Below are 12,918 nucleotides of genomic sequence, written 5' to 3' on the forward strand. Positions count from 1 at the left end.
CCGGCCCGGCTCAGCCCTTGAGCGCCGCCGAGAGCTTCATCCGTCCGCCCGTGTTGAGCACGGCCCGGCCGTACACGCGCCCGCCGATCCACATGAGGAACGGGATGAACAGCAGGCAGAGTGCCACGGACAGCAGGACCTCCCAGGTCTCCACCACTCCGGTCGCCGTGCGAACCGGCATCATGAACGGGGAGAAGAAGGGGACCTGGGAGAGCACCCTGGTTGCGAGGGAATCGGGGGCGTTCGGAACGAGGTAGATGCCGAGGTAGAACGGGATCATCATCCCGAACACCATCGGCGTGGTCACGGCCCCGATGTCCTCCTGCCGGGAGACGAGCGCCGCGAGCCCGCCCACGAGCACCACGTAGATGGCGAATCCGAGTAGGAACCACAGCGCCAGCATGCCGATGGCGCCACCGAGGTCGAACTCGAAGCCATCGAGGACCCCGGTCGCCTTGGCCGTGATGAGTGCCGCGGCGATCATGGCGACCACCTGGCTCAGCGCGACCACGCCGACGCCGATCACCTTCCCGGTGAGGAGCTGGATCGGTCGGATGGTCGCGAGCAGGATCTCCACGACGCGCGAGGACTTCTCCTCCACCACGCCGACGGCGACCATCGAGGCCGACTGGATGAGCGCGAACAGCAGGAGGCTGATCGTCGCCAACGTCGTGATGATCTGGATCGGATTCAAGTCCGCGACAGCCTGCTCTGCACTCAGGTTGACGGTCGTGGGAGCGGCGGTCGCGGCCTGCGCGAGCACCTGCTTCGGATCGCCGCCGGCCGCGCTGATCGCCTCGGCGAGGGCGTGGCTGCGCACGGCCGCGGAGACCAGCTCCATGATCGTCTGATCCGGGTCCCCATCGAAGGCGACCTGCGGCGCCGTCGGGTCTCCGCTGATGAACGCCTCGATCTCGCCGCCGAGCACCTGCCGGCGGCCCTCCTCGGCGCTCAGGCCGGTGTGCAGGTCGAGCGAGGAGCTCTGGCTGGTCGCGGCCTGCTCGAGGCTCGCGCTCAGCTCGGCCGTCTCGCCGGCCACGCCCACCTCGAGCGAGGTGGCCGGCCGGGAGGTGATGATCGAGAGCGCCACGATCGCTCCGATGATGAGCACCATGAGGATCACGGTGGAGATGATCGTGGCCTTCGCGGTGAAGCGCGTACGCATCTCCCGCAGGGCGACCCGCCCGACTGCCGACATCGTGCTCATGACCGCACCTTCCCCTCGTCGCCCGGTTGTCCGTCCTCGCTCACCGCGTGGCGGAACAGGTCGGTCAGCGTGGGCCGGACCCACGTGAATTCGGTCACCGCCGACGTGTCGAGCGCCGCTCGCAGCAGCTTCTGGACGACGTCCGTCGCCTCCGCCGGGAGGCTCACCAGCGCGTCGGGCCCGTCCGCGAGGAGCTGAGCCCCCGGGACCCCGGTGAGCACGCCGGAGGCGGCGGCCCACGAGGGCGGTGCGTCCGGCGCCACGATCCGCCAGTTCCGGGTCGGGGTGCGGTGGAGCTCGTCGATCGTGCCCTCGGCCACGAGCCGTCCCTTGCGCACGATGCCCACGCGGTCGCAGAGCCGCTCGACCAGTTCGAGCTGGTGGGAGGAGAACACCACGGGAACCCCGGCGTCGGCCCGTTGGCGCAGCACGGAGCTCATCACGTCCACGGCGACCGGGTCGAGCCCGGAGAACGGCTCGTCGAGGATGAGCACGTCCGGGTCGTGCACGAGCGCAGCCGCGAGCTGCACCCGCTGCTGGTTCCCGAGCGAGAGCTTCTGCACCTCGTCGCCGCGGCGCTCCGACACGCCGAGCACCTCGGTCCAGTGGAGCATCGCCTCGTGCGCCGCGGACCTCGAGAGGCCGTGGAGCTGGGCGAGGTAGACGAGCTGCTCGCCCACCCGCATCTTCGGGTACAGGCCCCGCTCCTCGGGCATGTAGCCCACGCGCCGCCGGGCGTCGAGGTCGAGGGGCGTGCCGTCGAGGAGGACCTGGCCGGCGTCGGCGTGGAGCACGCCGAGCGCGATCCGCATGGCCGTGGTCTTGCCGGCGCCGTTCGAGCCCACGAAGCCGAAGATCTCGCCGGCGCCGACGGTGAACGACATGTCGGTCAGGGCTCGCAGGGATCCGTAGCTCTTGTCGAGCCCGGAGATGGTCAGGGTGGGCATGATCGGTTCCCCAGGTCAGTGGTCGATGCGTGGTTCATCTTAGAGGTCGGGTACCGACACCGGCACGGTCCCACCCCGTGTGTACGGTCCTCCTGGGGCACCCGCTCCTGCACCTGCCGGCGAGGCCCCTGCTACCGAGGCGCCTGCTACCGAGACGCCGGCGACCGAGGCGTCCGCTCGCGGTCACTGCTTGCGGTCACTGGTGCGGTCACTGTTCCGGGCGACCCTGCCCCCGCCCGGCGGCACGCGCGCCCCGCCGGAGCCGCCAGCCGCGCCCGAGGGTCGGTTCGGGCTCGATTCCCCTGAGCCCGTTCCACGCGAGGTTGACCAGGTGCGCGGCCACGACGTCCTTGCTCGGTGCGCGGGTCTCGAGCCACCACTGACCGGTGAGCGCGATCATCCCCACGAGCATCTGGGCGTACATCGGCGCCGCCTCGACGTCCATGCCGCGGCGCGCGAACTGGGCCGCGAGGAGGTGCTCCACCTGGGTGGCGACGTCGCCGATGAGCGAGGAGAAGGTGCCGGTCGCCTGCGCCACGGGCGAGTCCCGCACGAGGATCCGGAAGCCGTCGGTGTTCGCCTCGATGTAGTCGAGCAGCGCCCACGCTGCCGCCTCGACCGTGTTCTTGGGATGGGAGCCGCTCGAGAGGGCGTCGGTGAGCGCCGCGAGCAGCGCATCGACCTCGCGGTCGACGATGACCGCGTACATCCCCTCCTTGCCGCCGAAGTGTTCGTACACGACCGGCTTGGACACCTCGGCCCGGGCGGCGATCTCCTCGACGCTCGTGCCGTCGAAGCCCTTCTCCGCGAAGAGCGATCGCCCCACGGTCAGGAGTTGTTCGCGGCGTTCCTGGCCCGTCATCCGGGCGCGACGAGGGGTGGGCACGTGCCCATCATGCCCCACGGCGGCGGCGGGGTGCGGCACAGGGCCCGGCGCGGGTATGCTCGCTGCTGCGTCGCAACCGGCTCCGATCGGCTCCGTCGGCCTCGTGCCCGCGGACAGGCCGGGTCCGCGAGCGGAACGATCCGCCCTGGTGTAAAGGCAGCACGCCGGCCTTTGGAGCCGTGCAGTCCAGGTTCGAATCCTGGGGGCGGAGCCCCTGCATCGACACCGGCGCCGCTGGTGCCGCGAGTTCCCTGCGCCGATGACCGGCGGTCCCGCCGCGCCCGGGTGGCCTCCCGCACACCTGCCCGCCCGGGCGCCGAGTCCGACCGGCGGCGTCGCGGGCGGCATTAGAGTGGTGGCCGTGAGCCAGTCGCCAGCCGCCGTCATCGTCCTCGCCGCCGGGCAGGGCACCCGGATGCGATCGTCGCTGCCCAAGGTCCTGCACGCGATCGGCGGCCGGAGCCTCCTCGGTCACGTCCTCGCGGCCGGGCGCAGCCTCGGTCCCGACCACCTCGCCGTCGTGGTCCGCCACGACCGGGAGCGGGTCGCCGCCCATGTGCGCGAGCTCGATCCCGCGGCGATCGTCGCCGACCAGGACGAGGTGCCCGGCACCGGCCGGGCGACCCAGTGTGCGCTCGCCGCGCTCCCCGCGGACCTGAGCGGGCCCGTCGTCGTGCTCGCGGGCGACGTGCCGCTCCTCGACGAGGCGACCCTGCGGGGCCTGCTCGCCGAGCACGCCGCCGGCAACGCCGTGACCATCCTGAGCACCGACGCCCCGGACCCGACCGGCTACGGGCGGATCGTGCGCGACGGCGACGGGCAGGTGACCGGGATCGTCGAGCACCGCGACGCGAGCGCCGCCCAGCTCGAGATCACCGAGATCAACTCGGCCGTCTACGTCTTCGACGCGGCGATCCTGCGCTCCGGGCTCGCCCGCATCGGCACCGACAACGCCCAGGGCGAGCTCTACCTGACCGACGTGATCGGGCAGGCGCGCGCCGACGGCGGGCGAGTGGCCGCCGTCCGCACGCTCGATGCGGTCGTGGCCGAGGGCGTGAACGACAAGGCCCAGCTCGCGACGCTCGGCGCCGAACTCAACCGCCGCCTGCTCGGCGCGCACATGCGCGCCGGGGTGACGATCGTGGACCCGACCTCGGTGTGGGTCGACGTCGGGGTCGACCTGGCGCCCGACTGCGAGATCCTGCCCGGGGTGCAGCTGCACGGGGCCACGAGCGTGGCCACCGGAGCACGGATCGGCCCGGACACGACCCTGACGGACACCCGCGTCGGCGCCGGCGCCGAGGTCGTGCGCAGCCATGTGCTCGATTCGCGCATCGAGGCGGGCGCTCGCGTCGGTCCGTACGCGTACCTGCGCCAGCGGGTCGTCGTGGGGCCGGGGGCGAAGATCGGCACGTTCGTCGAGGCGAAGAACACCCGGCTCGACGACGGCGCCAAGATCCCGCACCTGTCGTATATGGGCGATGCCACGATCGGTGCGGGCGCCAACGTCGGCGCCGGGTCGATCACCGCGAACTACGACGGCGTCCACAAGCACCCGACCGTCGTCGGGCCCCAGGCCCGGGCCGGGTCGAACACGATGTTCGTGGCCCCGGTCGAACTCGGCGCGGGCGCCTACACGGGTGCCGGCACGACGCTGCGGGAGGACGTCCCCGCGGGCGCACTCGCCGTGAGCACCGCCGGCGAACGCATCATCGAGGGGTGGACGCGCTCGCGCCGTCCCGGCACCCCCTCGGCCGACGCAGCCGCCGCGGCCGACGCAGCTGACGCGGCCGACACGGCCGCCGCAGCCGATCCAGCCCTCACCCCGCCCGATCCGCACTAGCCGCCGACCCGCACCGGCCGCCGGTCCACACCTGCTGCCGGTCCACACCAACCACCCGCCCGCTCGCAGCCGACTCGCCCGCCCCGCACCCAGGAGTAGTTGATGACAGGTATCACCACCCAAGACGAGAAGCGCCTCGTGCTGGTCTCGGGTCGAGCCCACCCCGAACTCGCCGTCGCCGTCGCCGAGGAGCTCGGCATCGAGGTCGTGCCGACCACGGCGTACGACTTCGCGAACGGGGAGATCTACGTGCGCTACGCGGAGAGCGTGCGCGGCGCCGACGCCTTCGTGCTGCAGTCGCACACGCAGCCCATCAACCAGTGGGTGATGGAACAGCTCCTCATGGTCGACGCCCTGAAGCGGGCCTCCGTGGCCTCGATCACCGCCGTCATGCCGTTCTACGGGTATTCGCGCCAGGACAAGAAGCACCGGGGCCGCGAGCCGATCTCCGCCCGCCTCATGGCCGACCTGTTCAAGTGCGCCGGCGCCGACCGGCTCATGAGCGTCGACCTGCACGCCGCCCAGACCCAGGGTTTCTTCGACGGCCCCGTGGACCACCTGTGGGCGATGCCGATCCTCACCGACTACGTGCGCGGCCGGGTCGACACCACCAACGTGACGGTCGTCTCCCCGGACGCCGGCCGCATCCGCGTGGCCGAGCAGTGGGCCACCAAACTCGGCGGCGGACCGCTCGCCTTCGTGCACAAGACCCGCGACATCGACCGGCCGAACAGCGCCGTGGCGAACCGGGTCGTCGGCGAGGTCGAGGGGCGCGACTGCGTGCTCGTCGACGACCTCATCGACACCGGCGGCACGATCGCCGAGGCCGTCAAGGTCTGCATGGACGCGGGAGCGAACTCGGTCATCGTCGCCGCCACCCACGGCGTGCTCTCCGACCCGGCGGCCCAGCGGCTGCAGGAGTGCGGCGCGCGCGAGGTGATCGTGACCGACACCCTGCCGATCACCGCCGACAAGCGATTCCCCAACCTCACCGTGCTCTCGATCGCCCCGCTCATCGCCCGCGCGATCCGCGAGGTCTTCGACGACGGCTCGGTCACCTCCCTCTTCGACGGCAACGCCTAGCCGTACTTCCCCGGCCGGTGTGGGCGAGTGACGCGAGCGCCGGGTGCGATGCGCACCCGGGCGAGCGACGTCGTCCATACGCGCGCCCGTTGCGCGGGGCCATCCGTTCGAACCGTGGCCGACATCACGCCGGGACCGGAGCTGTGGGCGGGGCGCGACTGTGCGCGAGCGGGCGACGGGGGCTACGATGTCGAGGTTGCCTCGGCGAGGGAGAACCGGTCTCACCGGATCCGTGATCGACGTGGTGCAGGAGCGATCCGTTCCTTCGCCGTGCGTGCTCACGGGCCCCCGCCCGAGGAGCCACCGCCCCCACGACGAAGGAATCTCCCGTGCCGAAGAACACCACCACCACGCCCGTCCTCGCGGCCCAGCTGCGGACCGAATTCGGCAAGGGTGCCTCGCGCCGCTCCCGTCGCGACGGCCTCGTGCCGGCCGTGCTCTACGGCCACGGCACCGACCCGGTGCACCTCGCGCTTCCCGGCCACGACACGTTCCTCGCGCTCAAGGGCAACCCGAACGCGCTCGTCCAGCTCACGTTCGACGGCACCGAGGAGCTCGCCCTCACCCGTGACGTCCAGCGCGACCCCGTCAAGCGCGTGATCGAGCACGTCGACCTGCTCCTGGTCAAGCGCGGCGAGAAGGTCGTCGTCGAGGTGCCCGTCGTGATCGAGGGCGAGTCCTACCCCGGCACGATCCACGCGCTCGAGCTGCAGACCGTGACCATCCGCGCGGAGGCCCTGAGCCTGCCCGAGCACATCGTGGCCAACATCGACGGGCTCAACGACGGCGACTACGTGCGCGCGAGCGACCTGCAGATCCCGGCCGGCGCCGAGCTCGAGGTCGAGGCCGACGAGGTCATCGTCCTCATCACCGAGCCCTACATCGAGCCGGCCGCCGATGTCGAGGAGGCCGCGGAGGCCGCCACCGAGGCGACCCCGGCCGCCGAGGCCTGAGCCGCGCGTCCATGACCGTTCTCCTCGTGGTGGGCCTGGGCAACCCCGGGCCCGCCTACGCGGGACACCGCCACAACGTCGGCCACCAGGTGCTCGACGCCGTGGCCCGCGAGATCGCCGGCACCTTCGGCAGCCACCGCAAGGCCCGCGCCCGCGTGCTCGAGGGGCGGTTCGGCCCCGGGGGTGTGGGCGGGCCGCGGGTCGTGCTCGCCAAGCCGCTCACCTTCATGAACGTCTCCGGCGGCCCGGTCGCCTCGCTCGCGTCCTTCTACGGGGCCGAGCCCGACCACATCCTCGTGGTGCACGACGAACTCGATCTGCCCCCCGCCACGCTCCGGCTCAAGCGGGGCGGCGGCGAGGGCGGTCACAACGGGCTCAAGTCGATCTCCTCGGCGCTGGGCACCAAGGACTACCTGCGACTGCGGATCGGGATCGGCCGGCCACCGGGACGCATGGACCCGGCCGACTACGTGCTGCGGGACTTCGCCCGCGCCGAACGGGACGAACTCGCCGTGACGATCGCCGAGGCGGTCGAGGCCGTCGAGGACGTCGCCACCCTCGGATTCACGGCCGCGCAGGAGCGGCTGCACTCACGCACCTGATGCGGCTATGCGGCCTGCGCGGGCCGTGACGGGCCGGGACGGGCCGCACAGGGGAGGGATCGACCCCCTCGGGGGCGGGTGGAGGCCCCCGCCCGGGCGGCCCGGGGCGCCGCGTACACTGGTTCGCCGGAGGAGATCCTCCCACCCCGCCTCCCCGGAGCGCGGGGACACGAGTGCTGCCCAGGAAGCGGTCTGTCTGTGAATCTGTCTGCCCTTGTGCCCGCCCTCGCCCACGATCCTGCGGTCGCGACGCTGGTCGAGGCGGTGCCTGCGCGCGGCGCCCTCGACATCACCGCCGCCGCCGGCGCCCGGGCACCACTCATCGCCCGCCTCGTGGACCGGACCGACCGCCCGATCGTCGTGGTCACCGCGACCGGACGCGATGCGGACGACCTCGCGGCCGCCGTCGGTGCGTACCTTCCGCCCGAGCACGTGGCGGTCTTCCCGTCGTGGGAGACCCTCCCGCACGAGCGGCTCTCGCCCCGCTCCGACACGGTGGCCCAGCGGATCGCCGTGCTGCGCAGGCTCACCCACGCCGAGGGCCCGGGCCAGGCCGCCGGCGAGCGTGACGAGGAGTCGGCCGCCACGCGGGGAGCCGCGGGCAGCACGGACCCGATCCGGGTGCTCATCCTGCCGGTGCGCTCGCTCCTGCAGCCGATCCCCGCCGGGCTCGGAGACCTCGAACCGGTGACGGTCAAGGCCGGGGACCGGCTCGCGATCGAGGACCTGACCCGCGGGCTCGTCGACGCCGCCTACACCCCGGTCGACATGGTCGGCCGGCGTGGCGAGTTCGCCGTGCGCGGCGGCATCGTCGACGTGTTCGCGCCGACCGCTTCCCATCCCCAACGGATCGAGTTCTTCGGCGACGAGGTGGACGAGATCCGCTGGTTCTCCGCCGCCGACCAGCGCTCCCTCGAGATCTCCGAAGACGGCATGTGGGCTCCGCCCTGCCGCGAGATCCTCCTGACCGAGCAGGTCCGCGACCGGGCCCGGGCACTCAAGGACCGCCTCCCCGGCGCGGCCGACATGCTCGACAAGCTCTCCGAGGGCATCGCCGTCGAGGGCATGGAGTCCCTCGCCCCCGCGCTCGTGGACCGGATGGAATCGGTGCTCGAGGTGGTCCCGGCCGAGTCGCTGCTGGTGCTGTGCGATCCGGAACGGGTCCGCGGGCGGGCCCACGACCTCGTGGCCACGACGGAGGAGTTCCTCGCGGCCGCCTGGACCTCGGCCGCCGCCGGGTCGAGCACCCCGCTCGACCTGTCCGAGGCCTCCTTCGCCACCCTCGCCGACACCCGCGAGATCGCCGCCGAGCGCGGCCTGGGCTGGTGGACCGTCGGGCCGTTCGGACTCGACGAGGACCTGGCCGACCTGGTCCCCGACGACGAGGAGGCCACCGCGGCCGTCACCCTCCCGAGCCGGGACGTCGAGGGCTACCGCGGCGATATCGAGGCCGCGATCACGGACCTGCGCGACCTCACCCGGCAGGGCTGGCGGCTCGTGCTCGTGACCGAGGGTCCCGGGCCCGCCCGCAGGCTCACCGATCAGCTGCTCGCCGCCGAGGTACCCGCCCGGCTCGTGCCGGCGCTCGTCCCCGCGGGAGCCGATGCCCGCGACGACGAGGACCCGGAGCTCCCGCCGGCCGGTCTCGTGCTCGTGACCACGGCCCGGATCCGGAGGGGATTCGTGTCCGAGCCGCTGCGGCTCGCGCTCTTCACCGAGGCCGACCTCACCGGCCGGGCCGGCACCTCGACCCGGGACATGCGCACGATGCCCTCCCGGCGGCGCAACGTGGTCGACCCGCTCGCCCTGCGGGCCGGGGACTTCGTGGTGCACGAGCAGCACGGCGTGGGCCGGTTCATCGAACTCGTCCAGCGCACGATCGGCACGGGCTCCAACGCCACCACGCGCGAATACCTCGTGATCGAATACGCCTCCTCCAAGCGGGGCCAGCCCGGCGACCGGCTCTTCGTGCCCACCGACTCCCTCGACCAGGTGACCAAGTACACAGGTGGCGAGTCCCCCTCGCTCAACAAGATGGGCGGTTCGGACTGGGCCAAGACCAGGTCCCGGGCCCGCAAGGCGGTCAAGGAGATCGCCGCCGAGCTCATCCGGCTCTACGCCGCCCGGATGGCCACGCAGGGACACGCGTTCGCGCCCGACACTCCGTGGCAGGCCGAGCTCGAGGACGCGTTCGCGTTCGTCGAGACCCCCGACCAGCTCGCCACGATCGAGGAGGTCAAGGCCGACATGGAGAAGTCGGTGCCGATGGACCGGCTCATCTGCGGGGACGTGGGCTACGGCAAGACCGAGATCGCCGTGCGGGCCGCGTTCAAGGCGGTCCAGGACGGCAAACAGGTCGCGGTGCTCGTGCCCACGACGCTGCTCGTGCAGCAGCACCTCGACACCTTCTCCGAGCGCTACTCCGGGTTCCCGATCGTGGTCGAGGCGCTCTCCCGATTCCAGACGCCGGCGGAGGCCGGCCGGATCCGCGACGAGGTCCGGTCGGGCGGGGTCGACGTCGTCATCGGCACGCACCGCCTCCTCACCGGTGAGGTCCGCTTCAAGGACCTCGGCCTCGTGATCGTCGACGAGGAGCAGCGCTTCGGGGTCGAGCACAAGGAGACCCTCAAGCAGCTGCGCACGAACGTCGACGTGCTGGCCATGAGCGCCACCCCGATCCCGCGCACCCTCGAGATGGCCGTCACGGGGATCCGGGAGATGTCCACCCTGGCGACCCCGCCCGAGGAACGGCACCCCGTGCTCACCTATGTCGGTCCGTACCAGGAGAAGCAGATCGCTGCGGCGATCCGCCGGGAGCTCCTGCGGGAGGGGCAGGTGTTCTACGTGCACAACCGGGTCGAGTCGATCGAACGCACCGCCGCCCGGCTGGGCGAGCTCGCCCCCGATGCCCGGATCGCCGTGGCCCACGGGAAGATGCACGAGGGCCAGCTCGAGCAGGTCATCATGGACTTCTGGGAGAAGCGTTTCGACGTGCTCGTGTGCACGACCATCGTCGAGACCGGCCTGGACATCTCGAACGCGAACACGCTCATCGTCGAGCGGGCCGAGACGTTCGGGCTGAGCCAGCTCCACCAGTTGCGCGGCCGGGTGGGCCGCGGCCGGGAGCGCGCCTACTCCTATTTCCTCTACCCGCCCGAACGGCCGCTCACCGAGACCGCCCACGACCGGCTCGCAACGATCGCAGCCCACACCGACCTCGGTGCCGGCATGCAGGTCGCCATGAAGGACCTGGAGATCCGCGGCGCGGGCAACCTGCTCGGCGGCGAACAGTCGGGCCACATCGCCGGCGTCGGCTTCGACCTGTACGTGCGCATGGTCTCCGAGGCGGTCGCGGCCTACCGCGGGGAGGAGGCCGAGGAGCTGCCGGATCTGCGGGTCGACCTGTCCGTCGACGCCCATATCCCGCACGACTACCTGGGTGAGGAACGCCTGCGGCTCGAGGCGTACGCGAAGATCGCCCAGGCCGACACCGAGGAGCGGATCGCCGCGGTCGGCGAGGAACTCTCCGACCGCTACGGCACGCCCCCACTGCCGGTTCAGCGCCTGTTCGAGGTGGCCCGGTTGCGGAACAAGGCGCGCGCCGCGGGGCTCGTCGAGATCACCACGCAGGGAAAGTTCCTGCGCTTCGCGCCGGTGGAACTGGCCGAGTCCGCGCAGCTGCGGCTCAAGCGGCTCTATCCGGGCACGGTGCTCAAGCCGGCGATCCGCACCATCCTCGTGCCCGCCCCGACCACCGCCCGCGTCGGTGGGCGGCCGCTGCGCGACGAGGCGCTCGTCGACTGGGTGGGGGTCCTCATCGACTCCGTGCTCGCCCGCCGGACCAGCGTGGCCGCGGCAGCGACGGCGGCCGCGGGACCGGCATGAACCGCGCTCGCAACGGGCTCACACCGCGCTCGCAGCGGGCTCGCGGCGGGAGAGCGCTGGTGCCCGGTGCGGGTGAACCTGCGTAGGATGGGGGCGAACGTGATCGCATGCGAAAGGCAACCTGTGGGAATGCGGACAAGGGCCCGGATGGGTCGAGTGGCGGCCTCGGCCGCGGCGATGGCGTTGGCGGCGACGGTCATGGCCGGATGTGCCGACGGTCGGGGCCCCGGCATCGCGGCCAGCGTCGACGGCACCGTCATCTCGGCCGAGGAGGTCGACGAGGGGATGGCGCTCGCACCGTTCTACGCCCAGCCGCCGAACCCGACCGCGATCGTGACCAACCTGATCCACGCGTCGATCCTGCTGCCGGTCGCATCCGACAACGGGCTCGGGGTCTCCGACGAGGACGCCGCCTCGTTCCTCGACGGACTCGACGCCCAGAGCATCCAGGTCGACGGCGAGTACACCCAGCCCGTGCTCGATCTCGTCCGCCTGTCCCTGGCCGCCGAGGCCGCGAACAGCGCGCCGCAGGGCCAGCAGTTCTTCGGCGAGGTGAACGAGCGACTGGCCACCGCAGACATCACGCTCAGCCCGCGTTACGGCGACTGGGACGAGGCCACCGCCCAGCCGGTCGCCGCGGCGCGCCCGTGGCTGGTCTCCCCGACCCCCACCCAGTGACGAGCGCGGCACCCGCCCCATCGAGGCCGTGACACCCTGAAAGGCCCAGCGATCCAGCCCACCCCGCCCACGCCCGACGCCACCCGCGGCGCCGAGCCGCCCGCACCCGCCGGCGGCGCGACCGTGCCGCATCCGGGCACCCTGGCGGCCCTGGCCGAGGCGATCGCGATCATGGATCGCCTCCGCGGCCCCGGCGGCTGCCCCTGGGATCGGGAGCAGACCCACGCGAGCCTCGCCCCGTATGCGATCGAGGAGGCCTACGAGGTGGCCGAGGCCGCCGAGACGGGTGCGCCCGGCGACCTCGCCGACGAACTCGGCGACCTCCTGCTGCAGGTCCTGTTCCATGCCCGGATCGCCACCGAGAGCGGCGCCTTCGACCTCGGGGACGTCGCATCCCGCCTCTCCCGCAAGCTCACCTCCCGGCATCCGCACGTGTTCGCGACCGACGGCGAGGCCGGGGTCGCCGCAGCGCCCGACGTGCGCGCGGTCCGGGCGAACTGGGACGCGATCAAGGCATCCGAGCCGGGCCGCGAGCATTTCCTCGACGGAATCCCGGCCTCGTTGCCGGCCCTCGCGCGGGCCCAGAAGATCCTCGGCCGGGCCGAGCGCGCCGGCCACGACCTGCCCGACCTCGTCCACCCCCGTAGCCCCGGCGACCCGGCGGCGGACGACGAAGAACGGATCGGCGCCGAGCTGCTCGCCGTCGTCGCCCGGGCCCGCACCCGCGGGGTCGACGCGGAGGCCGCGCTGCGCTCGGTGCTGCGCAGGGCCGAGCGAGCGCTCCGCGCCGGAGAGCCCCGGACCGGGCCGACCCCTCCGATCCCACCAGCCTGA

10 protein-coding genes and 1 tRNA gene are annotated in these 12,918 nt (G+C 72.5%); 8 read left to right on the plus strand and 3 right to left on the minus strand.

From position 1 onward, the window contains the following. Positions 1–10: 10 nt before the first annotated feature. From GCG21_RS01410 to GCG21_RS01420, 3 genes are all read right to left on the minus strand, one after another. Positions 11–1,207 carry an ABC transporter permease gene (locus GCG21_RS01410; RefSeq protein ID WP_152817479.1) on the minus strand — a complete coding sequence of 399 codons (1,197 nt, stop codon included), beginning with the start codon at positions 1,205–1,207 and terminating at the stop codon, positions 11–13. After that, positions 1,204–2,154 (minus strand): ABC transporter ATP-binding protein, encoded by a 951-nt coding sequence (locus GCG21_RS01415; RefSeq protein ID WP_152817480.1) that lies wholly within the window; start codon positions 2,152–2,154, stop codon positions 1,204–1,206. The genes GCG21_RS01410 and GCG21_RS01415 overlap by 4 nt, the downstream gene beginning before the upstream one ends. Positions 2,155–2,362: 208 nt before the next feature. After that, entirely contained in the window at positions 2,363–3,016 is a 654-nt protein-coding gene (locus GCG21_RS01420) for a TetR/AcrR family transcriptional regulator (RefSeq protein WP_152817702.1), read from the minus strand. A gap of 163 nt (positions 3,017–3,179) precedes the next feature. On the opposite strand from GCG21_RS01420, the gene GCG21_RS01425 reads away from it, so the two are divergent. From GCG21_RS01425 to GCG21_RS01460, 8 genes are all read left to right on the plus strand, one after another. Beyond that, positions 3,180–3,251, plus strand: a tRNA-Gln gene (locus tag GCG21_RS01425). A gap of 150 nt (positions 3,252–3,401) precedes the next feature. Beyond that, positions 3,402–4,883 (plus strand): bifunctional UDP-N-acetylglucosamine diphosphorylase/glucosamine-1-phosphate N-acetyltransferase GlmU, encoded by a 1,482-nt coding sequence (gene glmU, locus GCG21_RS01430; RefSeq protein ID WP_370517192.1) that lies wholly within the window; start codon positions 3,402–3,404, stop codon positions 4,881–4,883. 102 nt (positions 4,884–4,985) lie between these two features. Next, on the plus strand, positions 4,986–5,966 hold the full coding sequence (locus GCG21_RS01435; protein ID WP_152817482.1) for a ribose-phosphate diphosphokinase: 981 nt from the start codon (positions 4,986–4,988) through the stop codon (positions 5,964–5,966). Positions 5,967–6,295: 329 nt separating this feature from the next. Continuing rightward, complete coding sequence (locus GCG21_RS01440; protein WP_370517193.1) at positions 6,296–6,919, plus strand: 50S ribosomal protein L25/general stress protein Ctc; 624 nt, start codon at positions 6,296–6,298, stop codon at positions 6,917–6,919. Between the two features lie 11 nt (positions 6,920–6,930). After that, complete coding sequence (gene pth / locus GCG21_RS01445) at positions 6,931–7,521, plus strand: aminoacyl-tRNA hydrolase (protein WP_152817483.1); 591 nt, start codon at positions 6,931–6,933, stop codon at positions 7,519–7,521. 198 nt (positions 7,522–7,719) lie between these two features. Continuing rightward, positions 7,720–11,406 (plus strand): transcription-repair coupling factor, encoded by a 3,687-nt coding sequence (gene mfd, locus GCG21_RS01450; RefSeq protein WP_370517194.1) that lies wholly within the window; start codon positions 7,720–7,722, stop codon positions 11,404–11,406. A 156-nt stretch (positions 11,407–11,562) separates the two neighbouring features. Further along, positions 11,563–12,084 carry a hypothetical protein gene (locus GCG21_RS01455; RefSeq protein ID WP_194164877.1) on the plus strand — a complete coding sequence of 174 codons (522 nt, stop codon included), beginning with the start codon at positions 11,563–11,565 and terminating at the stop codon, positions 12,082–12,084. A 123-nt stretch (positions 12,085–12,207) separates the two neighbouring features. Continuing rightward, the gene (locus GCG21_RS01460; RefSeq protein WP_370517195.1) at positions 12,208–12,918 is read left to right on the plus strand and encodes a MazG family protein; all 711 of its coding nucleotides are present in this window, start codon (positions 12,208–12,210) and stop codon (positions 12,916–12,918) included.

The organism is Pseudactinotalea sp. HY160 (assembly GCF_009372055.1).
Classification (GTDB): Bacteria; Actinomycetota; Actinomycetes; order Actinomycetales; family Beutenbergiaceae; genus HY158.